The organism is Paraglaciecola sp. L3A3, assembly GCF_009796765.1.
Classification (GTDB): Bacteria; Pseudomonadota; Gammaproteobacteria; order Enterobacterales; family Alteromonadaceae; genus Paraglaciecola.
In genome coordinates, this window is record NZ_CP047023.1 from 4,328,717 (window position 1) to 4,354,993 (window position 26,277).

15 protein-coding genes are annotated in these 26,277 nt (G+C 38.5%); 8 read left to right on the top strand and 7 right to left on the bottom strand.

Features of this window, described 5'->3' with window-relative positions; all coding sequences use genetic code 11:
• Positions 1 to 100 precede the first annotated feature (100 nt).
• The 4 genes from GQR87_RS18005 (at position 101) to GQR87_RS18020 (ending at position 6,024) form a co-directional block, all read left to right on the top strand.
• The gene (locus GQR87_RS18005; RefSeq protein ID WP_158971754.1) at positions 101 to 2,659 is read left to right on the top strand and encodes a sugar-binding domain-containing protein; all 2,559 of its coding nucleotides are present in this window, start codon (positions 101 to 103) and stop codon (positions 2,657 to 2,659) included.
• A gap of 218 nt (positions 2,660 to 2,877) precedes the next feature.
• Positions 2,878 to 3,609, top strand: coding sequence for a DUF1080 domain-containing protein (locus tag GQR87_RS18010; RefSeq protein WP_158971756.1), 732 nt, complete (start codon positions 2,878 to 2,880; stop codon positions 3,607 to 3,609).
• A 22-nt stretch (positions 3,610 to 3,631) separates the two neighbouring features.
• On the top strand, positions 3,632 to 4,516 hold the full coding sequence (locus GQR87_RS18015) for a c-type cytochrome (RefSeq protein ID WP_158971758.1): 885 nt from the start codon (positions 3,632 to 3,634) through the stop codon (positions 4,514 to 4,516).
• On the top strand, positions 4,513 to 6,024 hold the full coding sequence (locus GQR87_RS18020; RefSeq protein WP_158971760.1) for a hypothetical protein: 1,512 nt from the start codon (positions 4,513 to 4,515) through the stop codon (positions 6,022 to 6,024). Before GQR87_RS18015 ends, GQR87_RS18020 begins: the two co-directional genes overlap by 4 nt.
• 79 nt (positions 6,025 to 6,103) lie before the next feature.
• On the opposite strand, the gene recA is transcribed toward GQR87_RS18020, so the two are convergent.
• Positions 6,104 to 7,126 (bottom strand): recombinase RecA, encoded by a 1,023-nt coding sequence (recA, locus tag GQR87_RS18025; RefSeq protein ID WP_158971762.1) that lies wholly within the window; start codon positions 7,124 to 7,126, stop codon positions 6,104 to 6,106.
• Between the two features lie 415 nt (positions 7,127 to 7,541).
• Complete coding sequence (locus GQR87_RS18030) at positions 7,542 to 8,636, bottom strand: sulfatase-like hydrolase/transferase (protein WP_158971764.1); 1,095 nt, start codon at positions 8,634 to 8,636, stop codon at positions 7,542 to 7,544.
• Positions 8,637 to 9,148: 512 nt separating this feature from the next.
• Between GQR87_RS18030 and GQR87_RS18035 the strand changes: the two genes are divergently transcribed.
• Positions 9,149 to 9,907, top strand: coding sequence for a DUF1080 domain-containing protein (locus GQR87_RS18035; RefSeq protein WP_158971766.1), 759 nt, complete (start codon positions 9,149 to 9,151; stop codon positions 9,905 to 9,907).
• 37 nt (positions 9,908 to 9,944) lie between these two features.
• Positions 9,945 to 13,394 (top strand): family 16 glycoside hydrolase, encoded by a 3,450-nt coding sequence (locus GQR87_RS18040; RefSeq protein ID WP_158971768.1) that lies wholly within the window; start codon positions 9,945 to 9,947, stop codon positions 13,392 to 13,394.
• 512 nt (positions 13,395 to 13,906) lie between these two features.
• Here the strand turns inward: GQR87_RS18040 and GQR87_RS18045 are convergent.
• The 3 genes from GQR87_RS18045 to pncC all read right to left on the bottom strand — a co-directional run bounded on the left by GQR87_RS18045 (position 13,907) and on the right by pncC (position 18,060).
• On the bottom strand, positions 13,907 to 15,337 hold the full coding sequence (locus tag GQR87_RS18045) for a sulfatase (RefSeq protein ID WP_158971771.1): 1,431 nt from the start codon (positions 15,335 to 15,337) through the stop codon (positions 13,907 to 13,909).
• Between the two features lie 66 nt (positions 15,338 to 15,403).
• Positions 15,404 to 16,720 carry a sulfatase-like hydrolase/transferase gene (locus tag GQR87_RS18050; RefSeq protein WP_158971773.1) on the bottom strand — a complete coding sequence of 439 codons (1,317 nt, stop codon included), beginning with the start codon at positions 16,718 to 16,720 and terminating at the stop codon, positions 15,404 to 15,406.
• Between the two features lie 854 nt (positions 16,721 to 17,574).
• Positions 17,575 to 18,060, bottom strand: coding sequence for a nicotinamide-nucleotide amidase (gene pncC, locus GQR87_RS18055; RefSeq protein WP_158971775.1), 486 nt, complete (start codon positions 18,058 to 18,060; stop codon positions 17,575 to 17,577).
• Positions 18,061 to 18,311: 251 nt separating this feature from the next.
• Between pncC and mutS the strand changes: the two genes are divergently transcribed.
• Positions 18,312 to 20,930 (top strand): DNA mismatch repair protein MutS, encoded by a 2,619-nt coding sequence (gene mutS, locus GQR87_RS18060; RefSeq protein ID WP_158971777.1) that lies wholly within the window; start codon positions 18,312 to 18,314, stop codon positions 20,928 to 20,930.
• Positions 20,931 to 21,025: 95 nt separating this feature from the next.
• Here mutS and GQR87_RS18065 read toward each other — a convergent pair whose 3' ends face one another.
• Complete coding sequence (locus GQR87_RS18065; RefSeq protein WP_199271643.1) at positions 21,026 to 23,332, bottom strand: EAL domain-containing protein; 2,307 nt, start codon at positions 23,330 to 23,332, stop codon at positions 21,026 to 21,028.
• A gap of 522 nt (positions 23,333 to 23,854) precedes the next feature.
• Between GQR87_RS18065 and GQR87_RS18070 the strand changes: the two genes are divergently transcribed.
• Positions 23,855 to 25,219, top strand: a complete 1,365-nt coding sequence (locus GQR87_RS18070) for a sulfatase (RefSeq protein WP_233267502.1) — start codon at positions 23,855 to 23,857, stop codon at positions 25,217 to 25,219.
• A gap of 93 nt (positions 25,220 to 25,312) precedes the next feature.
• Here GQR87_RS18070 and GQR87_RS18075 read toward each other — a convergent pair whose 3' ends face one another.
• A complete protein-coding gene (locus GQR87_RS18075) occupies positions 25,313 to 26,275 on the bottom strand; it encodes a DMT family transporter (RefSeq protein ID WP_158971781.1) in 963 nt (320 codons plus the stop codon).
• Positions 26,276 to 26,277: the final 2 nt, after the last annotated feature.

Here is a 26,277-nt window from a genome sequence, read left to right on the forward strand (position 1 = left end):
TAATTGTTAATAAAATTAACAATTATATTGGCTATACTCACAACTTATATAATTAACACTTTTTATTCATAAAATCCATCAAGCTAAAAAGTTGAGCGCAATGAAATTACTTATTTTTTTAATTAGCCTTTTGAGTGTATGTATTAGTGGCATATCTCATGCAAAATCAACAACAGAGTCTAGAGAAATCGTAGACTTCAATTTTAATTGGCAATTTCATCTTGGCGAAGTAGAAAGTGCATTTTTGCCTAACAGTACCTCTGCTGACTCCCATGGCTGGTCAACTGTCAAAGTCCCCCATGACTGGTCGGCGAGTTTACCCTACAGCCAAACAAAAGGGGCATCGAGTACCGGCTTTAAAGCAGGCGGAATTGGCTGGTATCGTAAAACCTTCGAACTAGAAAAAGCTGATTTATCAAAAGCCATCTGGTTAGAATTCGATGGTATTTACAACAACTCACAAATTTGGGTGAATGGACACTTTGCTGGTCATAGGCCTAACGGTTATAGCAGTTTTGCTATTAACCTTTCTGAATATGCCGTTGCAGGTAAAAATTTGGTCTCGGTTCGAGTTGATCGCACCGCTTATAATGATGCTCGTTGGTATACAGGTTCTGGTATATACAGAGATGTGCGTTTAGTTAAAACCAGTCGAAATCATATTGCCCATTGGGGGGTACAAATATTAACGCCCAAAGTGAACAAGAAACAAGCAACAGTAACCATCAATAGCCAGTTAACTATCAACCCAAACAATTCTAAGCCAATGTATTTAGATATTAATTTGCTCGACCAAAGCGGCGAAATTGTGGCTAAGTCGAGTGAAAAAGTCACAGCCAAAGGTAAGGTATCAATTGACTCTAAGCTCACAGTCAAACGGCCTCAACTATGGCAACTAGACGCACCCAAATTATATTCTGCGCAAGTTATTCTGCGCGACCAAAGAAAACAATTAGATATCAGTAAACACACATTCGGCATACGTAATATCGAATTTGATACTAATAAAGGCTTTTTGTTAAACGGCATGCAAACTAAAATAAAAGGTGTAAATTTACACCACGATGCTGGTGTGATTGGTGCCGCAGTACCGAAAGAAATTTGGCGTTACCGTTTAGAAAAACTTCAATCAATTGGTACCAATGCAATCAGATTATCCCATAACCCCCATTCGCCCGACTTACTAGACTTAGCTGACGAAATGGGTTTTCTGGTGATGGTCGAAATGTTCGACGACTGGTTAAAAGCTAAAGATAAAAGTGTGGTATTTTTAAGTGATAATGCCGGTAAAGGTGATGACGTAAAATCTTACACTGAACATTTTTCACAATGGGCAGAAACCGATTTAACCGATCTAATCAAACGAGATTATAACCACCCATCTGTCATTATGTGGAGCATAGGTAACGAAATAGAATGGACTTATCCTTATTACCAAAAATCTTTGGTATATTCACCTGGCGATAGCGATTACCACAAAACGCCACCACTTTATGATGCAGAAAAAATCAAAGCTAAGTTCGACAAGAATAAAGGTACTGAGCCTGATCAACTAGCCTTAACAGCACAATATTTGTCAAACATAGTGAAAAAGCTAGATACATCGAGGCCTGTTACTGCTGGGTTAGTGATACCGTCAGTGAGTTACGTGAGTGGTTATACCGATGCCTTAGATGTAGTGGGATTAAATTATCGAGCAAAAGAATACGATATAGCTCATAAAACCTACCCAAATAAACCAATAATAGGCTCAGAAAACTGGGGAACTTGGCCTGAATGGCAAGCCGTTCTTGAGCGTGAATTTGTCCCGGGGATATTTGTTTGGACTGGGTTTGCCTATAAGGGCGAAGCCGGCCCATGGCCACGTAAAGGTTTAGAAATATCATTTTTTGATTATGCCGGTAACAAGACACCTAGAGGTCATCAATTCGAAACTTTTTGGCTAGATAAACCTAAAGTCTATTTGGCTACTATTGAAGCAGAAAAATCTGAATATCAATTTGATGCCGACAAAGGCTGGCAGTTTACAGAACGTAAGCACCCTAATAAAAGAATGCAGTGGTTACGCAAATGGGAATGGTTTAATGTCAGCGAAACTTGGAATTACCCAGCTAACCAAGAAGTCATGGTACATGTTTACTCAAACACCGAAGAAAGCGAATTATTCTTAAACGGCAAATCTTTGGGTAAACAAAAATTGTCTGACGAAAACGATCGTATTTTGTTCTGGCAGGTTCCGTACAACGCAGGCGAGTTAAAAGTCGTGGGTTATAATCAAGGTGTTAAACAAGCTGAATATAGCTTAAATACTCATAGCCAAGTAGCTTCCATCAGATTAACTCCCACTAAAACGGCACTACTTGCTGACCAATATGATGTGTCCCACGTACATGTGCAGTTACTCGACAAAGCTGGCAATTTAGTCAACTCGAAAAATCATAAAGTTAACTTCGAATTATCTGGGGCTGGCACATTATTGGCTGTAGATAATGGCTGGGAAATGAATGTAGATAATTCTCGAGATAGTGTGGATAGTCCCCAAGGCAAGGCAATGGCACTAATACAAAGCACAGATAAAGCCGGAGTGATAACAGTAAAAGTTAATTTAGATAATGGCATGTCTAACACCATTCAATTAACTAGCCAGAGAACGAAGTAATGAATCAAATAAATGGTTTTCTGCTTTACCAGACGATAAATGTTTGGGCTAATACCGAGTTAAATATGTAAAAATTTGGCAATAAATCTTTATATGAATTAAAAATAAAACTATGTTTTAATATATAAAACTGGCCTTACCAAATATTAAAAAGTATACACTGGCCTTACCAAATATAATAAAGTTAACATTACTGCTAAAACAATAGAGAAAGAATTATGAAAAAATTTCCAACGTTACTAGCTCTTTCGTCCTTGGCAAATATCGCCATTGCTCAAGATTCTCAACAAATTGATCCTAAACTGACAGAAGTGTGGCAGCCAGTGCCTGCAGTTGTCAGCACCGATCCAGTGCCATCTGACGCTATTGTGCTATTTGATGGCACAAATTTAGATAACTGGAATGGTCATGAAGGCCCAGCTAAATGGATTGTAGAAAATGGCACAATGACAGTTGCCACTAAAACTACAGGTATAGCCACTAAAGAAAAGTTTTGTGACATGCAATTACATGTTGAATGGCGTTCGCCACCCAAGATCGCAGGGAAAAGCGGTCAGCAAGTTGGCAATAGCGGAATATTTATCCAAGGTCGATATGAAATACAAGTACTGGATTCATATGAAAATGTGACTTATTCAAATGGCCAAGCTGGCTCTGTTTATAAACAAAGCATTCCTTTAGTCAATGCAACTAAACCCACAGGTGAATGGAACACATACGATATTATTTATAAAGCTCCAACATTCGCTGATTCTGGTGAAGTCGAGTCTAAAGCCTATGTCACTGTCTTACATAATGGTGTACTGATTCAAAATAATACAGAAATCCAAGGTAGCACCACTTACAGAGGCAAAGCTTCATATAAAAAACCTCATGGCTGCGCTCCTATTTCTCTACAAAACCATGGGGATAAAGTCAGTTACCGTAACATCTGGGCAAGAAAACTTTAATTTACTCAAACAGAGAATATCTATGAAACACCCCCTACCTTTGTTGGTGTCTTTGTTATCTAGTTTAGCTTGGGCGCATTTTGCCCAAGCTAACACCACAGGACAACAGGCATTCGAAGTCAATTGCCATGCCTGCCACGATTTACAAAAAGACACGGTTGGACCTGCCTTAATCGAAATACGTAAACTTTATCCGATAGAAAACCAAGCGAGTTTTTTAGCGTGGACCAACAACCCTGGTAAAAAACGGCCTGAAGGCATGCAAATGCCAGCAATGGCCCACCTAGGTGAAACTAAACTAAAAGAGATCCATCAGTACATTTTAGCCATAAGTAAAGATGTCAAACCTAAACGTAAAAGTCGTCACAACTTTACTTTTAAACCTGCACCTAAAACCTATCCATATTACCAAAGAGGTAAAATGCCCTTTAGTAGCCCAGCAGCTATTGGTATCGTTTTTCAAGCTGACTTTGGTTTAAGTTGGGATACCGCTACTAGTAGATTAAATTATGCCTATCAAAGTAAGCGCTCATTTTTTTCTGGCGAAAATAAACAAAATGAACTGCTAGATAGCTTGATTTACCAAGAGACCGCCGATCAACTATGGTCTTTTGCCAAAGACAAACCTGCAATATTCAAAGGTTATCGATTAATAGACGAACTACCTGAGTTTGTATACCAAGTGGCTGACATCACCATCACAGAAAGATTTTCTGCCATTAAAAACAAGCTAGGCTTTGTGCGCCACATCACTATGGTCGGTGTAAAACAACCAATCACAATGGATCTCAGTCATACAGGTAAGGTCAAACTAGCCGTTTCAACCGGCAAGCTAGAAGGCAACAAACTGCATCTTAGTCCAGCTCAAGCCATAAACTTTACTGTGACTGTCGAGGTAACCCAATGAAAAAGTATCTACCATTATTGGCCATCATGTTGACGAGTCAAGTCATCGCGCAAGCAGATCCTTGGCAAAACTATTACCAAATAGACAATATCCCTATCCCCAAACAAATCAACCCACAGATCGGAGGCTTACAAGCCTTGCAAGATGGCCGTATAGCGGTGGCTTTTTATGCGGGTGAGGTAATGATTTACGATCCTAAAACTCAAACATGGAGCCAGTTTGCCAAAGGCCTTGATAACCCCTTAGGTTTAATTGAAGAAAAATCTGGCGCCTTAGTATTAATGCAAACGCCTGAATTAACTCGTTTAATCGACGAAGATAAAGATGGGAGAGCAGATTTTTATCAAACTGTTTCTGATCAATTTGGTATGTCAGGCAATTATCACGAATTTGCTTTTGGCCCCGCTCGTGATTCTAAAGGTAACTATTATATTTCATTAAACGTCGCATCTAATTTTGCAGGTATATTTGAAAAAATTCGTGGCGACTTCAGCCCAATCGGGTTGTCTAGAGAACAAATGACAGATTGGCAAAACGATACGTGGAAGAATGAAACCAAATTCAAAGCCGGTCGTATGTTTGCTAAAGTCAGTTATCGAGGTTGGATCTTAAAAATTACGCCTGATGGACAAACCATTCCGTTTGCATCTGGTTTTCGCTCTCCCGATGGCTTACATGTAGATTCACACGACAGATTATGGGTCACAGATAACCAAGGAGATTGGTTGGGCACTAGTCCTTTGTATCAAGTGAAAGAAGGCAAACATTACGGCCACCCTGCGTCTTTAGTATGGAAAAAAGATTGGCAACAAGATCCCGTCACTATGTCAGCAGAAGCGTTAGCTAAATTACGCACCCTACCCTCAGCTTTGTTTCCTCATGGTGAACTAGCCAATTCTCCAACCCAGCCTATTTCTACTATAGACCCTGCGTTATTTGGTTTACCTAAAAACGAGTTACTGATTGGTGATATGAACCAAGCTAGATTAATTCGTTACCTGCCTGATGAAGTGAATGGTTTTATGCAAGGTACCTTTATTCCATTTATTGAAAGCAAAACATTAGGCATAGGTAACCATAGGTTTGATTTTGATAACAATGGCAACTTATGGGTAGGCAAAACCCACTTAGGTTGGGCTGGTGACGAAGGAGTTCGTAAAATCAGCTGGAATCAAAAGGCGTTATTATTAGCCGATAAAGTCAGTCAAACTAAAACCGGTTTTGCTATTCATTTTACGCAAGCTATCAGTCAGCAGCAGGTACAAATTACTGTGGCTAGTCATACATATCATTACCATGCTGACTACGGTTCTGAAAAAGTTGATCTACAAAATGTTGCGGTGTTAAATCAAACAATAAGCAAAGACCAGAAAACCTTATTGATTGATTTACCTAAACTAGTCAAGAATAGGCTTTATACTATTGAATTAAAAGGAATAAACACAGAAAGTGGGGAAGCATTAATGGGGGATATATTACGATATAACCTAGTAGAAAAAGCCTACTAATCCGGTAACCTCAACTCGACATAAATATGGAGTAAAACAGAACAGCCCCTTCTGTTTTACTCCATAAAAAACTCAAGTTTTAATCTTTTTTTGCTGGCTCTTCAACTGGCACAGGTTTAGCTAATAATAAAGCTCTCAAACGAGTATCAATATCTTTGGCCATTTCTGGATGCTCTTTAAGATAAACAATTGAATTAGCTTTACCCTGACCAATACGCTCGCCATTGTAGCTGTACCAAGCGCCGGCTTTTTCAACCATTTTATGGGTCACACCTAAATCGATTAGCTCGCCATGACTGTTAATACCTTCACCGTACATGATCTGGAATTCTGCTTGTTTGAAAGGAGGAGCAATTTTGTTTTTCACTACTTTTACGCGGGTTTCGTTACCAACAATTTCATCACCGGCTTTAACCGCACCAGTACGACGAATATCTAAACGAACAGACGCATAAAACTTAAGAGCGTTACCACCCGTTGTAGTTTCTGGCGAACCAAACATTACACCAATTTTCATACGAATTTGGTTGATGAAAATCAACATAGTATTCGACTGTTTCAAGTTACCCGTTAGTTTACGCATGGCTTGGCTCATCATTCTTGCCGCTAAGCCCATGTGCGAATCACCAATATCGCCTTCAATTTCAGCTTTAGGAGTCAGTGCAGCAACCGAGTCAACTACAATTACGTCAACAGCGCCAGAGCGAGTCAACATGTCACAAATTTCTAGCGCTTGCTCACCTGTATCAGGCTGCGATACCAACAACTCTTTCACGTCAACGCCTAACTTAGCGGCATAAATAGGGTCAAGGGCATGTTCAGCATCAATAAAGGCACAAACCTTACCGTTACGTTGTGCTTCTGCAATGACTTCAAGAGTAAGGGTTGTTTTACCACTAGACTCAGGGCCATAAATTTCAACAATACGACCAAGGGGTAAACCACCTGCTCCTAAAGCAACATCCAAACCTAATGAACCAGTAGAAATAGTTTCTACATCCATAGATTTGTTATCGCCTAATTTCATGATAGAGCCTTTACCGAATTGTTTTTCAATTTGGCCTAAGGCGGCGCTTAACGCTCTGGTTTTATTGTCGTCCATCAGAATATCCTTTGTGGTTGTACTGCAACTTGTCGAGCCTAGCTCTGATGCAGTGAGTCATACAGTAGTTATGGCAGAAGTATACTGTATGGTTATACAGTTACAAGATAAATTTAAAAATTTATTTGAAATATTAAAGTCTGCATTGTGGGATCCGGCTTAGTTTGTAAAAAATCCGGCGAAGCTAAACTCGTTAATGGCAATTTTTTAGTTTTCATATATTTAATATAGGGTTAAAGCAGGACAAATAGATTTCGAAGTGATAACGAACAATAGTCTAACAATACTCAAAGCGCTGCATAATTAGATACCTTTTAATTAGCTACTTCGTACCAAATATTGTTAATCTGCTTTTATAAAAACAAACTGATTTTGTAACTCTAAGCTGCAGCCACTCAATTATACTTTGGCTATGCTAGATTAAATTGCTAGAAACTTTGTTTGATGGATAATCTTTTCCAGCAATACTTTTTTCAACAGATGATGTTAGTTCATGTAATTTAGCTTTCATTTGTGTGGCGATATCGGGTATTTGAAAAATAAGATTAATGGATTCCTTTGGGTCGTTTGCCAGATCATATAATTCGTACTCTTCGACGCCAATTTGCATCTGGATTATTTTGTAATCATTATATATTACTGCGGCACTCTGTTGATTAAAATGAAACGTAATTGGTTTTAATCGAATACTTAGGTCATTCTCGAAAAGTGGTTTGAGGCTATCTCCGTCAATAACGTCAAGCATATTGTCACGACTTAGTTCTAGAACATCAATTATTGTCGGCATTATATCTGCGGTAGATGCAGGGTATTTAGAGATTCGAGGTTTAATTATTGATGGCCATTCGATTATTCCTGCCACCCTTAAACCACCTTCATACATTGATCCCTTATTGCCTTTAAGTCCACCAACAGAATCAACTTCCGTTTGTTTTTTTGCCAAACCTCCGTTGTCAATGTTAAACCAAATTATGGTGTTATCTGCGATGCCGATTTCTCGAAGTCCAGCCCTTAAAGTCCCGATACTTCTGTCCATCGCCTTTAATTCAGCATGATGCTCTCGCGCCTTGATATTTTCTAACATTCCAAAAGGTTCAATGTCTGCTTTTGAAGCACTAAAGGGTTGATGCGGGGAGCCAATCCATATGACAGAGAATGCCGGTGTATTATTATCATGCTGCGATTTCATAAACTTTAAAGCTTCTACAACTATTATTTCAGAGGAGTCGCCTTCAAACTCTTTAAATCCCTCTTCATGCCCTAAGACTGGATTTAGGTCAAAAAAGTTTGTCACGGTAAGCCATTCATTAAAACCAAATTTGTTCGGACCATAGGGATCCTCTGCTAGAACAGGAACACCTGCACCCTTTAAGCCATTAAGATGCCACTTGCCAAAATACCCAGCTTGTCCCCAGCCTTGGTCATCACTCATCACAAGAATAATATTTAGCTTTTTCGCAAATGACGGAAGACAGTAGAGTAAAAACGTAAAATAAATAATTTTATTCATGTATTGCCTTATCGAGCATTGCTAAATTTTTTTTAGTGACAAGTAATCTCGGCTAGGTGTGCAAATTTTACTAAGTTAAAAGAATTTATTTAACAGTAAATCCCAGTATCATAATTCACATAATAAACATCGCTTTATTTTTAAAACAACTTATTTGACTATTTTATTATAACTAGGCATAAATTTGATAATTATTCTTTAAGTTGTTCTTAGTATTTATTTGCATGAATGAAATAATATTTTCGTTAAGAATCAATAATATATTATTTATTCTTTTATTTGAAACCTATGTTTTCAATAAAAATCGTAATTAAATTCACTGTTTTAAATATGAGATATTGTTTACCATGTAAATGCACCGTTGATATTATATTAAATAAATGTGTAAAAGTATGCGCTTATTAATTACAACTACTTATACAAGTGCAACTTTATACTTTGGATATAGAAGGTAAAAAGATCAAAGCCAAACGTCGGGCTAAGCACGACGTTTTATTTACTAAGGAAAAACAATGAACCGTGTAAAGTACACTTTGCTAAGTATTCTAATTGCCACCTCAATAAATGTATTTGCAAAAGAGAGCAATTCAATATCACCTAGCCTTACCGAAGTTTGGCAACCCGTCAAGAAAGTCCAAGTGGAGAATAGTATCCCTTCTGATGCAATTGTGTTGTTTGATGGAACGAGTATGAATGCGTGGGAGCAGGCCAATGGGAAGTTTATGGGGGAGCCTATAACGTGGGATGTTGAAAATGGCGTAATGACGATACCACCTCGTATCAAAGGACCTCAAAATATACGAACTAAACAAAAATTCTGCGATATTCAATTACATATTGAATGGCGGATACCGACCTCGTTAAAACATAAATCAGGGCAAAAAGACGGTAATAGCGGTATTTTTATTCAACAGCGGTATGAAGTTCAAATACTTAACTCCCATAGCAATGAAACCTATGCTAATGGTCAAGCTGGCGCGATATATAAACAGTCAATTCCTTTGGTGAATGCAAGTAAACCAACAATGGAATGGCAAAGTTACGACATCATTTATACCGCCCCTCGATTTGATAATAAAAAAGAGTTAACCCAATCTGCTTTTATCACGGTTCTTCACAATGGTGTATTGATCCAAAACCATAGTGAAATATTAGGAAACACGGTTTCTCGCGGAGCACCGAGTTACCAACAACATGGTTGTGAAGCAATAAAAATACAAGATCATAGTTCCAAAGTTAGCTTCAGAAACATTTGGTTAAGAAAACTTTAACAATCAAAATAATACTAGAAATTATCAGAGAGAAGTAATGAAAAAATTAATACCTAGAATCCCATTGTTTTGTTTGGGTTTGTTCACTATTCCTATACTGTTAGTAGGCTGTGGAGCTTTCTCTGACACGCCGTTAGCTGACAACAAAACGGCAGAATTAAGTGAAAACTATTATTTTGATGGCATTGTTTTTAAACCGAATACTATGTGGCAAAAAGTTGGTGATGCGTTAATTAAAGACGACATGCTTGGTTTTACTTTGACTAAAGGCGACTCCGTTTTATTTAACCGTCCAAAAGGTGATTTATTTGCTAAAGGAAACTTATTAGAAACACAAAAAGCTTATAAAGATTTTCATTTCAGAGTTGATGTTAATATCACCCCAAAAACTAAATCGGGTATCTATTTTCTCGGCAGGTATCGTATCAATATAGCGGATATGTATAAGGCAAAAAAAATAAGACCTACTGGTATGGGTGGACTCGCTCACCGATATGACGAAGAACGAGAACGCAACGTTAGGTATGATGGTGCTATACCTAAAGCTAACCCTTCAAAACCTCCAGGACAATGGCAAACCCTTGAAATAGATTTTAAAGCTCCACGTTTTGATAAAGACGGGTTCAAAACTGAATATGCGCAGTTCATTTCGGTAAAATTAAATGGCGTATCTATTCATAAAAAACAAGTTGCAACCGGCCCAAGCCAAGACGCTCAATATCTTAATGAAACATCTCAAGGACCGATTTTCCTTGTTGGTGATAGCGCCCCAGTTGCTTTTCGCAATTTAGTTATCGAAGTCAAAGATTTTTCCCATATACCCGCTGCGAAACCCTTAAAAGCCGGTACTGAAATTCCGCTTGGAGAGAATACAGGTAAACCCATGTTTAACCTTGTAAAACACGGTAAAGAACTATTTCAAGATAAGGGCTGCAAAGAGTGTCATTCGCTAGATAAAAATTCGAAGGCGGTAAAATCAGGGCCTAACTTATTTGGTGTGTTTTCTGAAAATCCAAAAGTAATAAGAGTGTATGACAGTGCAGAGCAACATATAACCAATATTAAAGCGGATGATGACTACCTAATGCAGTCACTTCGACAGTCGGCATTGCACTTAGCAGTAAGAAATAACGTAGATAATTCGACGAAACAATTTTTACCTATCATGCCTTCATATAATGCAGAGGCAATATCCAATAGTGATATCACTGCAATAGCCAGTTACTTAAAAACGTTGAATAAAAATGAAGATAGAGGGCCTGCTTTTATTTGGCAAGAAGCACCAGATAAACCCTATGTATTAACTGAAGATCTAAGTGCTGAACTCGTTAGTAACAAGCCAAGGTTAGTTCGCGTTAATATCGGCACAGAAGTATCTGGTCGCGCATATCATGTTGGTTTACCCAATGCACGTAACTACAGTTTTGACCCTCGCACCTTAGCCGTTGAACTTATTTGGTCTGGTCGCTTTTTGTCTTTAAAAAATGAGAAAAAGAATCGCGCAGACAAGGCCAGTGAGATTGGTGAAGGCGCAGTAAAGTGGGATGCCACAACATACACCCACTTATTTCAACCACTTTTATCAACAGGAAAAGCAGTAGATTTTTCTTTTAAAGAGCCGACCGAAACAACCAAAGAGAGCTTAATTGCGGGGTTAAATGACACAAAAGAATTTGCCAAGCATTTGGCCGAAATTGATGCTGGGTTTATTGGTGTGAATACAGAGCAAGGCGAAATTCCTTGGTTTAATTATCGTGTTGAAAATAACAATGTATCGGCGCAAATAAACATTACCGATAACAATCAAATAAAAGCCAACTTTAAAATAAAAACAGCGTCAGCTTTACGCTTATCTTTAGCAGACACCTCCCTGATAAACATTCAGGTATCGCACGGTAAAGTGACCGACAAGGTTTGGCATTTACCCAAAAGTGTAAACCAATTGGTCACGTTTAGCGCAACCGTTAAAAAGGCACCTAAATTTGATGACTTAAACGATAAGGTTGTTAAGCAAAGTAATGAAAAACAACCCCTAGTATGGAGTGATGCTTCTAGTAAAAGTACATATTTACCTGCGGGTTATCGTTTAGAAAATGCATTAGCGCCAAATGATAAGTTTGGCAGGCAGGTACTGTTTGAACCATTAGGTATCGCTTTTACTGAGCAAGGTAGTGCCTATGTAAGCACTAGAACATCAGGTGTTTGGAAGATTACAGCCAATAACTGGCAGCAATTCGCAGAAGGTATTTTTGATTCATTAGGTGTGGTTGTTGATAATGAAAATACCATAGTTGTAGGTGAAAAATCAGGGCTAACTCGTTTATCAGATAAGGATGATGATGGTTGGGCCGATACACGGATCAACTTATCAGATAGCTTCAGTTTTAATGCTAATTATCATGAATATTTACATGGTCCGATTAAAACGTCAGATAATGAATATTTATATACGTTGAATCTTAGTCATGGCTTATCTGGTAGTTATACCGGTGGAGGGACTATGGGAACTAGTGGCGGTTACCGTGGTTGGGCAATGAAAGTAGATGCTAACGGCAACACTATTCCTTACGCCAATGGCATGAGAAGTCCTGCGGGCTTGGCTATAGATGCCAAGGGCAAAATTTACTACACGGATAATCAAGGTGATTTCCAAGGTACCTCGAAACTGCATGTCGTAAAACCAAATGCTTATTATGGACATCCGGCGAGTTTAGTCGATGTTCCAGGAAAGACGCCAACAAGCCCAGATATTCAATGGGAAGAAATGAAAGGTAAGCGCGATTTACCTGTCGGTTTATTACCTCATAGTCGCGCAATGAATTCACCTGGTAGCCCTGTATGGGATACAACGGCCGGCGGTTTTGGCCCGTATGAAGGACAAATGTTCATTGGTGACCAAACTAAATCAAATATCTTTAGAGTGCATATCGAAACGGTAAACGGGGTAGAGCAATCAGCATTGTTACCCTTTATGGCGGTTACTGCTTCAGGGGCAATGAGGTTAACATTCTCACCTTTAGATAATAGTTTATGGGTAGGACAAACAGGTAGAGGATGGTGGTCTAAAGGCGGCAACTTAAATGCCTTACAACGCATCGTTTACAATGGGGAAACTCTGCCTCAGTCAATTTATTCTGTTGAAGCTCAATCAGATGGATTCAAGGTTAATTTTTCTAAAGCAATAAGCAAATCAGATCGTGACACTTTTGAGCGCTTAATAATTACTTCGTGGTACTACATTGAAAACTTTAATTATGGTTCAGAAGAAAAAGATATGCGTGTTGAGAAAACAGCAATTAAAGATTGGAATAAAGACGGCAAGTCTTTCCGCGTAACAATAGAAAATTTCAAGGTTGATGAAAATAGACCTGCAGAACAAACATCACGTGTATATGAAATTGATGTATCAAAAACTGTGTTAGGTAAGCACTTATCTGAGTTCCATAGCAAAGCTTGGTATACCTTAAATAGTATTCCCAAAAGATAGGATTCTAAAAATGTTAATAAAAGAAATTATCGGAACACTTACGGTTTTTAAAACTGTTAGGTTTATGGTACTCCAATGACAGGCAAATGGTGTCTTGCTTTTAAACACCTTTAACCGAAAGGAATTACTTCAGACAAATCGCAGTAAATTATACAATGCAGAGCCCGTTGGGACTAAGATAGTTGACGGGCTTATTCAACTAGGATCGATAAATACTGGGGGTTTCATCACTCTAAAAATTTGTGAAGGAACTCATTGTGTTTCTTATATTGTTCGTTGGCTGTGGACAGTTAAAGTATTAAGATAAATTTTACTCCCGTAAATAGTCCACTTAGCACTATTGAGATTTAAGTGGACCTCCCCCCTGCAGCCGTGCATTAAGGATACAAAAACGATCAAATTCGTATAATTTACAGCTTAAAAATACAGCAAGTACTATCTATGATGAAGTGTTATACCAACTCCAATAATTAAATGTACACTCAGCGAGAATTTAAAAGCACATTACTTTTTTAATATTGCGATTCAACATCATGTTTTAACGCCATATCGAAAGACTGCATATGTTGTTTCAATGCTTTTACTTTTTCAGGGTGTTTGTTAATTAAGTTATGTTTTTCTGGCGCATCAAGCTTAATGTTATACAACTTTTCATTAAGTTCTTGGCCGCTAATTTTCTGTTGTTGGCTTGGATTAAAGCCTTTATAAATAAACTTCCAATCGCCCAATCTGATGCCATCAAGGGTGCTGGTATTAGCAGAGTAATAAAATATCTCTTTACGGGGAGAGTCTTTTTGTTCACCCCTTAAAAAACGAGAAATATTAACCCCATCGTAAATTCTATCTTTGGGTAACTCAATTCCTGCATAGTTTGCAATAGTTGGAAATAAATCGAGCGCTGAAACAATTTCGTCGCTGACGGTTGGCTCTATTTCTGTAGGTGCCCAAATAATACCTGGTACACGTAAGCCACCTTCGTAGGTTGTAAATTTACTACCTCGTAATGGCTTCGCTGAGCCTTTGCTGTTTGGTCCGTTGTCAGAGGTGAAAATAACCAAGGTATTCTTATCTAAACCTTGTTCTTTTAAGGCTTTCATTACCTCACCTACGCTCCAGTCAATCTCTTGTACTGCATCATAAAAAGCACCGCCTTTACTTGAACCTTTAAATTTTTCCCCGGTAAAAATGGGTAAATGTGGAAAAGTATGTGCGAAATATAAAAAGAACGGCTTCTGCTTATTTTCTTTAATAAATGATACCGCTTCTTTTGTATATCGCTCCGTTAAGGTTGATTGATTAGCGGGATATTCAATAACCTGATTGCCCCTCATTAAAGGTACTTTTCTCTTTAATCTTTTATAAGCGACCATACCTTCTGTTGCTATTTGATTGGCATCGTCATGTAATTGTTCAAGGGTATAACCTTCATTTAAAATAATATCTTCGGCTATATCCATATTAGATGCAATTGACATGTCATTGCTATATGGCAGGCCATAGAAGTAATCGAAACCCTGAGCAGTGGGTAAATACGCTTTCTCATGACCGAGGTGCCATTTACCAATAAGGCCCGTAGCGTAATTTTTTTGTTTTAACAATTCGGCAATCGTTATTTCTTGTGGCGGTAAGCCCTTGCCATCATAAATAGCAGCACTTGAGAAAACTACGTGCTGAGCACCAGCACGTACCGGCATTCTACCGGTCAACAAAGCAGCTCTTGAAGGCGTACAAACAGAAGACGCCACATAAAAACTGGTTAATTTCATCCCCTCTTTTGCTAATTGATCAATATTGGGTGTATCTGCCTTTTTTGATCCAAAAGAGCTAAGGTCTTCATACCCTTGGTCATCGGAGAAGATAACCACAACATTTTGTATTTTACTTTGTGCGCTTGCCGTGGCTAATAATAAGCAACCCGCCAATAACAGTGATAATTTTTTCATCGTATTACTCTTTAAATATAATAGTTTACAGATAAAGTAAGTTTCTGATTATCTGTATATAAATAATTAACGTTTTAATGACGCCTGCAATTTTGAAAATATTTGTTTTTCTTGTGTTGATGACTGATTTAACTGAACAGACTTAGTTTGATAGTGACCATTATATTTTTCGTAAATAGTATCTTTCCCTATATCGCTAATTTTGACACCATAATTGAAATTTCTAATCCAAGTGTCTTTCTTATAGCTAATTTGAATCTGGCTTTTATTAGCCTGTTGAGCGTATTGCTGCTGATCGTTTAATAATAAGGGTTTTAAACTAATACCATGATCTGGGTAATCTTTTGCTATTGGTATACCTGTAAAATCAAGCAAGGTGGGCAAAATATCAGAAAGCTCAACTAAGCGTGTATTATTGACTTTTGGTTGAATGACACTTGGCCAGTTAATAATTAGTGGTACACGAGTACCGGCGTCGGTCAATGTACCTTTTGCCCCTTTAACTAATATATCAGGGCATTGAGTAGCTATTGGTGTGTCGGTGCCGTTATCACCAACAAAAATAATAAGCGTATTTTCCCGTAAACCTAAGGCTTCTAATTTATCAACAATACGTCCGACCATTTTGTCTGCATATTGCACCATACCTCTAAAATGATTGGTTTGATCTTTAATGCCACCTGGCCCTTTTTTTGAAATTGAACCTAGAGATTCTGCATTCCAATCGGTCGAATCAGGCGTCGCATCGAACGGCCAATGAGGTAACAGCATCGGGTAATACAGTAAAAAAGGCTGTTTCTGATTACGTTCAATAAATCCAGTAAGTTGATTGACTAAAACATCGGGGCCATATTCACCTTCTTCAAAATTAACGGCTTTACCATTGAATTCTAATTGAGGGTTAGGGTAACGGGTATCATGCTCTGTATCTCCGCGTAAACGAGGGCGAGTATGTTGCCAAAGCCATGAGCTTTCAAAACCAAAATGTTGAGGAGAGTCCATTTCTTTACCTAATTGCCATTTACCAGCAACAGCCGTTTTATAACCTGCGTCTTTTAAATAGTGGGCAAAGGTAGTTTGGTTTCTCTCAAGCTTAGCGAATCGTTTATAGTTACGTAAATTATATAGTCCTGTCATTAACTTAACACGTGATTGCGTACACTTAGGGTTAGCAAAAGCATGTTCAAATCTAACCCCTTGCGCAGCCAATTTATCAAGTACTGGTGTTTTATAACCAGAACAACCATTGGCAGATAAACATTCAAAGCCCATATCATCGGCTAGGATCAGCACGATATTGGGTTGCTTAGCGTGGACGGCTATACTAATTACACTCGCGATAATGCCAATATACACAAATTTAAGTGATTTTCTTATTAACATGATGCCTTCTCATATAAGTTAAAGGGTACTGTCCCTAATGCTTTTGATTACTGATTAATATGGGCCGATAATATGAATTTAATAATTATGGAGGCCAAACAACCTCACACAAAAACTTCATATAATAAACAGGATACCAAGTATAAAACATTGTTTGTTGTTTTTTTACACATATCTATAGATTTAATCATAAGATTTTTCATCACACTTTCTATTTAAATAGTCACTATAGGTATTTTTAAAATAAGATATTTTATTCTGCATTTATGATTTTTTCGAAAAATTCTAAGCTAAATATTAAACAAAGATACAGGGAGAGATTAGTAAAATGTAATGCAAACGACACTTTAGCCGTATCCTCAAAATAAATCGCGATTCAGGAACGGTTGTTAAGGCAATATTGACTAAACGAAGGAATGGGCAGAGAAAGATTTTTTACTTCATTAAATGTTTTAGACAAAAGGAGCACGTATTAATGACTGCTCCTTCGATTGATGAGATGAGATGAGATCAGCTAAACCATACAAAACTTTGGAAAACATTGCATAAGATACCTAAATCAAACATATCAATAAACGGCAACATTGTGGGAAGGTCGTTCAAAGTAACTTTAGTCGATTTTGAAAGTTACTTTTAACACTTTAATGGCTACTTTGAGTTGAATCCAGCCAGAGTCAGAATCGTCGAACACCGACTGCTTACCCGTGGTCAAGTTATCAGAGTAATGAAGGTGGTAGTGATATTACACTTCAAATTATTTACCCCATCAAAAATCAAATGACTTTTACTTTTCAACGAAGCTGTTCCCACAGGTTTCAAGACATCCAGCTTGGTTCTAAACCGGATCCCACAGCTTAATTAGCCAGCAATTTCACAGTATTAGATAGAGCAAACTCAATCGCTTTAATTCTTACTGCTTCGCGGTCACCGTTAAATTGCTGCTTTTTAGTCACTACTTGGCCATCAACAAAAAAGCCAAACCAAACTGTGCCTACCGGTTTGCCAGGTGTACCACCATCGGGACCGGCGATACCACTAATCGAAATAGCCACATTTGCCGCCGCTTGTTGAGCAGCCCCAATCGCCATTTCTGTAACAGTTTGTTCAGACACCGCACCATGTTCAACCAATGTATCTTGTTGCACACCTAACATTGCTTGCTTAGCTTCATTCGAATAAGTAATAAAACCTTTATTAAACCAAGCAGAGCTACCCGCGGTACTTGTAATAGCAAAGCCTATCCCGCCACCAGTGCAAGATTCAGCACAAGTAATATGCCAATTTTTTGCAAATAATTTTTCGCCTAATAACTGGGCTAAATTGTTTATATCTTCTGTCATATGGATAATCTAATTATTGTGGTATCAAAAAGCAGTGCAGTATTATGCCTTGGAATAATAACTAAGCGCAATAATTCTCAATTAAGATATTTGCGACAGATTGATACATAAGCCAAATAGCCTGACATCCCCCAGCATTACCTTACACTTTGTGAGATAAATCAAACTCAATAGCAATTCCCCCAAGACTTCAAAGGCAAAATCAGCCAAAATACACCACAGAAATTTAGTTATTAGAAAAGTCTTTTAAAATGTCGTCAAAAAACTCTCCAGCAACAAATTCAATTAGCCCAGCTTTGCAATCGCACACCCCTATGATGCAACAATACTTAGGTATTAAGGCTGAACATCAAGACGTTTTATTGTTTTACCGCATGGGTGATTTTTATGAATTGTTTTTTGATGATGCGAAAAAGGCCTCTGAATTATTAGACATATCTCTTACTGCTAGAGGTAAATCTGGCGGCAATGCTATCCCTATGGCGGGGGTGCCTTATCATGCGGTAGAAAACTATTTAGCTCGCTTAGTTAAAATGGGCCAGTCGGTAGCTATTGTCGAACAAGTGGGCGATCCAGCCACCAGCAAAGGGCCGGTAGAGCGAAAGGTGCAGCGCATAGTCACTCCAGGCACAGTGTCAGACGAAGCATTACTTGAAGACAAACAAGACAATATTTTGGCCGCAGTGGTAAGCATTAGACAACAAAACAAAGTGTATTTTGGTTACGCAACCTTAGACGTATCTACAGGCCGATTTGCTTTATGCGAGCCGCAAGACATAGAAGCCGTAGCGGCAGAAATTCAACGTACCGACCCAGCTGAATTGTTATATCCAGAAGACTTCGAATTTTTTCATTTAATTGAACAACGTAAAGGACTGCGCCGTCGCCCCCAATGGGAATTTGATTTTGACACCGCCAGCACCCAACTTAATCAACAGTTTGGCACCAAAGAGCTAACAGGTTTTGGTGTAGCCAATAGCAAAATAGGTATATGTGCCGCAGGCTGCGTGATGCAGTACGTTAAAGATACCCAAAGAAGCGCTCTGCCACACATTCGGAATATTATTTTAGAAACCGAGTCTGATACTGTTTTGATGGACGCCGCTACTAGGCGTAATTTAGAACTCACGCAAAACTTAGCCGGTGGTAAAGAGCACACCCTAGCCAGTGTATTAGACAAAACCTCTACGCCTATGGGCAGCCGGTTATTACAAAGATGGTTACATAGGCCGTTAACCGACAGTAAAATATTAAAACAACGACAGTCGAATATTAAGTCTTTGCTTAATAGTGATTACCCGCAATTGCAAAGCTCGCTTAAACAAGTGGGCGATATGCAAAGAGTATTAGCCCGTTTGGCATTGCGTTCGGCTCGCCCACGTGATTTTGCAAGGCTGAGACAAGCCTTTACCTTATTGCCCGAAATTCAAGAATTTGTTACATGCCAATCAGCCGAATCAGCCAACACTGGCTTAATGCAATTGGCTAACGACATCAGCCAGTTTCCAGCTTTTGCAGAGCTATTAGAACGCGCAGTTGAAGAAACGCCCCCGGTATTAATTCGTGATGGTGGCGTAATCAAAACAGGCTACAACGTCGAGTTAGACGAATTACGGGCCTTGTCTAAAGGTGCTACTGATTACATAGATGAATTAGAACAAAGAGAAAAGCAACGTACTGGCATATCCACTTTAAAAGTGGGTTACAACCGAGTACATGGCTTTTTTATTGAAGTAGGCCGTAACTATGCCGACCAAGTACCCGCTGAATATGTGCGCAGGCAAACTCTTAAAAATAACGAACGTTATATTATTCAGGAGTTAAAAGAGCACGAAGACAAAGTTCTCACCAGTCAAAGTAAATCACTGGCTCTAGAAAAACGTTTGTACGAAGAATTGTTCGATATTTTGTTACCTGAGTTATCGCGCTTAATGCAAAGTGCAGATGCACTCGCAGAGCTAGACGTATTAACCAACTTGGCCGAACGAGCCGAATCTCTTGATTACCATTGCCCAGAATTAACCACCCAACCGGGCATTCATTTTGATCAAGGCCGTCATCCTGTAGTCGAGCACGTCATGAAAACACCTTTTATTGCCAACCCTGTAGTAGTGAATCCACAAAGACGTATGTTGATTATCACTGGGCCAAACATGGGCGGTAAATCAACCTATATGCGACAAACTGCGCTGATAGTGTTAATGGCTTACATTGGCAGTTTTATCCCAGCAGAAAACGCTCAAATCGGCCCAATCGATCGCATATTTACCCGTATTGGCGCATCTGATGACTTAGCTTCTGGTCGTTCAACCTTTATGGTAGAAATGACCGAAACCGCCAATATTCTGAATAACGCCACCGCCAACAGTTTAGTATTGATGGACGAAATAGGCCGAGGCACCAGCACCTATGATGGTTTGTCTTTAGCTTGGGCTTGTGCCGAGTATTTAGCGTTAAAATTACAATCTTATACCTTGTTTGCCACTCACTACTTTGAGCTAACTCAACTAGCCGAAAACTTACCAGAACTGGCCAATGTACATTTAGACGCGGTAGAACACGAAGAAACCATTCGGTTTATGCATGCGGTACAAGAAGGCGCAGCTAACAAAAGTTACGGCTTACAAGTAGCCCAACTAGCAGGTGTGCCCCGCAGTGTTATCTTAAAAGCCAAACACAAATTAGCCGAACTCGAAAGCTTACCTAGTAATACATCACAACCAAATATGCAGCATAAACAACAAGAACACCAACTAGATATGTTAGACGCGGTAGACGAATTACGTGTGAGTTTAAAACAAATTAACCCAGATGATTTAACTCCGAAACAAGCACTGGATGCCTTGTATGCGTTAAAGGCACTTTCTTAGAGGCGGAATTTGGCAGAGTGAAACAGACTAAGCAGAAGATAGATTCGAGCAAAAAGCTAAAAGCGATTCATCATCGGTCCTAGAATTTATATCTCTTAACTTTTTTGTGTAATCAATAGTTTTTCAAAATCATCAACTATAAGCGGGCGTGCTAATAAGTACCCTTGTCCTAAAACGCAACCCGCTTGGATAAGTAATTGTTTTTGTTGTTCTGTTTCTATGCCTTCAGCGATGACTTGGATATTAAGTTTATTTGCCATTACGATGATGGCTTCACATAGAGCGGCATCATTGTTGTCAACAGATATATTCTGCACAAAACTTTTATCAATTTTCAAATAATCAATCGAGTAATTTTTAAGATAAGAAAAAGAGCAATAACCAGTACCGAAATCATCAATTGATACGGCAATACCTCGCTGCCGGATTTTATCTAATGTATCGACAATTTCAGTTTGATTATCCATTAATAGATTTTCGGTAATTTCAATCGCAATTGCCTTACACGGTATTTTTTGATCGATAAGTGATTCAGTCCAAGCATTAAATTGTTCGCCTTCATTTTGAAATTGTACAGGCGATGTATTAATGCTTATTGTTAAATCATTATTGTATTTATTTCGCCAATGATTAGCTTGTTGTGATACCTCATCGAATATCCAATCACTGATTTCAATAATGAGTCCTATTTCTTCTGCAACCGGAATGAAATCCAATGGCGAAATATGCCCTTTTTTGGGATGTTTCCAGCGTATTAGCGCTTCGGCTTTAATTATTTGGTTGTTTGCTAAGTTCACAATCGGCTGATAAACCATATAAAATTGTTGTTGTGCAATAGCAATACGTAAGTCCTGAATAATTTCCATTCGTTTGTTAAAGTCGGTACGCATATTATCAGTAAAATAATGAACGCTGTTGCGGCCGCGCATTTTTGCGTGGTACATGGCTTGATCTGCATTTCTTAGCAATGCGTCAATGCTCAGTGCATCATCTGGATAATATGCAATTCCTATACTAGCAGTACAATAAACATTCTTTTCTTCAATGATATAAGGTTGAGCTAGTACGTTTGATAGTTTCTGGCCAATATTATCGATATCTTCAGGTATGCTTGTACCCACAAGAACGATAATAAATTCATCCCCCCCGAGGCGTGCCGCAATGTCATTCTTTCTAATGACATTCTTAATACGTTTTGAACACTCAATAAGGACTTTATCACCAGCGCCATGCCCTAATGAATCATTAACATCTTTAAATTTATCGAGATCTAGCATAGCAATAGCCAGCTGCTTATTTTCACCTTGAGCATTGGCAATTGCGTTTGTTAGATGTTCTTGCAATAGATTACGGTTTGGTAAGTTGGTTAAGCTGTCATAATTAGCTTGTTGCCATATGATTTTATCGGCTTTATCTCGTTCTATTGCGATACGGGCAAGGTTTGCAAATTGCTCAATAAGTTTGAAGTCAGAGGCATTAGGTGTCGATATTTTACGATGATAGATAGAGAAAGTACCTAACACCTTCCCTTGGTTATCAATGATGGGTTCTGACCAACAGGCAGCTAATTGCGCTTTTTCCGCTATTTCTTTCCAAGGAGTCCAATTCGGGTGAGTGGTTATATCTGCGACAACGACTCGTTTTCCTGTAAAAGCTGCAGCACCGCTTGAGCTAACGCCCCGACCGATAGCTAAGCCGTCAAGGGCTTTATTATAAAAGTCAGGCAAGCTAGGAGCTGCACCGAGTATTAAGTGCTTACCTGATTTATCTAATAGTAAAATGCTGCAGATAGCGTCAGGGAATTCATTTTCTATCGCATGAGCAACGGCCTGTAATACTTTAGGTAACTTGCTTGAACTGGCAATCGATTCAAGAATATTATTACGAAGTTGATTTATTTTGTCTTTTTCTAATAACTGCCGATTTTTGTTTTGCATAAACATTGAAAATATTAACGAAAATATATTGGTTACAACAAACGCAGCAATAATCCGTGGTAATGTGAAACTGTCGAATTGTTCATAAGTAATTAAACAAGCAACAGTAATTAGTATGATATTAAAAATGCTAGCAACAAGAGTAGGTAATAAATAAAAACCAGCGATGATTATGGGAAAAAGCCAATAAATTAAACCTGCACCTTTTATATAGATACCTAATAAGATAGTGACCTGAGCTAGAACAGCAAATAAGCCACTATACAGTTTGACCTTACTGGTAAACCAAACACCAAGAAATATAGTAAAAATGCCGCCAACTGCAACGAAATCAACGGCTATATGTCCTTTATCATCGGCAAAAAAACTACTGATAAGAAAGGGCAATAATACTAATGTCGCCGCAGCAGTAATTGCCAATAGAATTTTGTCTTCTAAAGTGCGGTGTTCCATTTTAACCGTCATACTAGATTAGCTTCCTGTTCGTGGTGTTTATCTCAGAAAATATTACTATGCGATTAGCTAATATATTGAAAATAAAAGAATCTATAATAAATAATATACACGGCAAAGGTAAAATAGGCACTCACTTTAAAGTTATCGCTTCTTGTATCGCATTGAGCTGGTGACGTGTTTAATTTCTAATTAGTTGCACTACTATAGCTAGGCTCAGGCGCAGCCAAATAAGCTAAGTACTGTCCTATAATTCATTTTTATTATTACGCCCAGTTCATTTGTCAATGCAAGTCATTAAATAGGAAGACATTAAATAGGTCATCCATGTTAAACAATAATATAACAACTTAGTTTATGATGATTTTTGTATTTTTTATTTCTTTGTCTAAAAATCCATCAATTTCGCCGTAATTGTTCTAACCATAAAAATACCAAATGACATACAATTGTTAACAATACTTACTTTGAAGAGTTTTCTTTATGTGGTCTATATCTTTATTTTTTAAGCGATTGTGTTTATTTACCTTATGCATGATGGGCGTATTAGCCGCTGCGCAAGCGGCAAGTACTAAACCGAATATTGTGTTTATTTTATCCGATGATGCTGGTTATCATGATTTTGGTTTTCAGGGCAGTCAAACCATGAAAACCCCAAACCTTGATAATCTTGCCAAACAAGGCACGTTATTTTCACAAGCTTATGTGAGCGCTGCTGTTTGTGGTCCTTCACGGGCGGGATTATTAACGGGTAAATATCAGCAAAGGTTTGGTTTCGAAGAAAATAACGTACCAGGCTTAATGAGCGCTTCAGGCACACTTGGTGATGAAATGGGCTTACCTCTTAGCGAAAAAATCATGCCTCAATATTTGCAGTCTTTAGGTTATAAAACTGCAATTATTGGCAAGTGGCATCAAGGTAATGCCGATCGTTTTCATCCAACCAAACGTGGTTTTGACTACTTTTTTGGCTTTCGTGGCGGCGCTCGTAGTTATTATGAAATGAAGGCCGATTCACCTAAATTTCGTCAAGAAGACTTACTAGAGGAAGGGTTTGGTCATTTTGCTGAATCAAAACAATATCTAACCGACACTCTGGTTGATAAAACCATTGAATTTATTGAAAAAAATAAAGCACAGCCTTTTTTCACTTATTTATCATTTAATGCAGTGCATTCACCAATGGAAGCAGAAGCGGCTGATTTAGCCCAATTCCCACAATTAAAAGGTAAAAGAAAAACCGTTGCTGCTATGACTTTATCAATGGACAGAGCAATTGGTCGTTTATTGGCAAAACTTGATGATTTAGGATTAAGTGACAATACACTGTTAGTGTTTACTAATGACAACGGTGGTCCAACTGATAGTAATGCATCTAATAATGCCCCCTTAAGTGGCACCAAAGCTAATCACCTTGAGGGGGGGATTCGGGTGCCCTTTATTGTGCGCTGGCCAAATAAAGTGGCAGCAGCTAAAACCTATGATTTACCCGTAAGCACACTGGATTTATTACCTACTTTTTATGCGGCAGCTGGAGGTAACACTACGGCATTAAGTAATCTAGATGGTGTGGATTTATTGCCCTATTTACAAGGTGAAAGAGCAACAAGACCTCATCAAACACTGTTTTGGAAAAAAGAAAATCGTGGCGTGATCCGCGACGGCGACTGGAAACTACTACGCTTTCCTGACCGTCCTGCAGAGTTGTACGACCTGAGCAATGATATTAGCGAACAAAACAATCTAGCAGCGCAGCAACCTGCTGTGGTCAAAGATCTTTATCAAAAATTATTTGCTTGGGAATTAACCTTAGAAAGACCTATGTGGCAGTTAAAACGTGAGTTTGAAGGCAAAGCTATGCAACGTATGGATAAATACCGAAATCATATTGAAGATTAACTTACTGGAACTGTGAGTGATTAAATAAGCAGATTTAACTTGAGTTAAACAAAAAATAGTGAGCATGGAGTCATATTCATGCTCACTGTGTATTTAAATTTTAGCTGCTTTATTCCGCAATTGAAATATTGTAGCCAAACGTTGACTTTGATTACCCAAAGCCACTATCAATATAATTAATATGGCAAAAAACCACACGCTACTGCCCATCTGCTCGCCAAACAAAAAGTTAGAAATCAACAATGAAAAAAATACCTGTAATAATTGAGTCTGGCTAACAGCAGCTATCCCCCCTATTGCCATGGCCGAATTCCATAAGAAAAAACCTAACAACTGACTGACTAAGGTTAAATAGATAAAACCTAACCAAATGCCAAGATCGATCTGTGTTGGCTCAGCAGGAAACAACAAGAATGCAGGCAGCCAAAAAAACGGCATAGCGATGACTAAGGTCCAACTAATGACCTGCCAACCCGGCATTTCTTTAGCCAAACGACCACCTGTGGCATAACCAAAGCCAGCGGTTAATACTGCCACTAACAATAATAGGTCAGCCCACTGAGCCCCAGCCGTTTGCTGAGTAGCAGTAAAAACAAATACTAACACTGCGCCCAAAATAGCAAAAAACCAAAAAGCTCTGGGCATGTGCTCTTTAGCCAAAACAGCGCCCATTAAAGCAGTGACTAAAGGCAGCACTCCTACTACAATTATGCCCCGCGAAGACTCAGTTAAACTCATGGCAATAGAGATACTCACGGGAAAACCGAAAGTAATACCCAAAGCGCTCAAAGCTAACCATTTAATTTGCTGGTTAGTCGGCCTAGCGACACCTTTAACATACAAAATAACTGCAGCTAATATCCCAGCAAATGCGGTGCGCCCTAATCCCAAAAACCAAGGGTCAAGTTGTTGAGTAACATAAGCACTTAAAGGCAAAGTAAAGCTAAATAAAAATACCGCAATTATACCGAGCAATAAGCCCTTGTTTTTTTCACTAGAAGACAAGTTCCAATGCATATAAAACTGCGAATATTTTATTTTTTTGTAGATCTGCATCA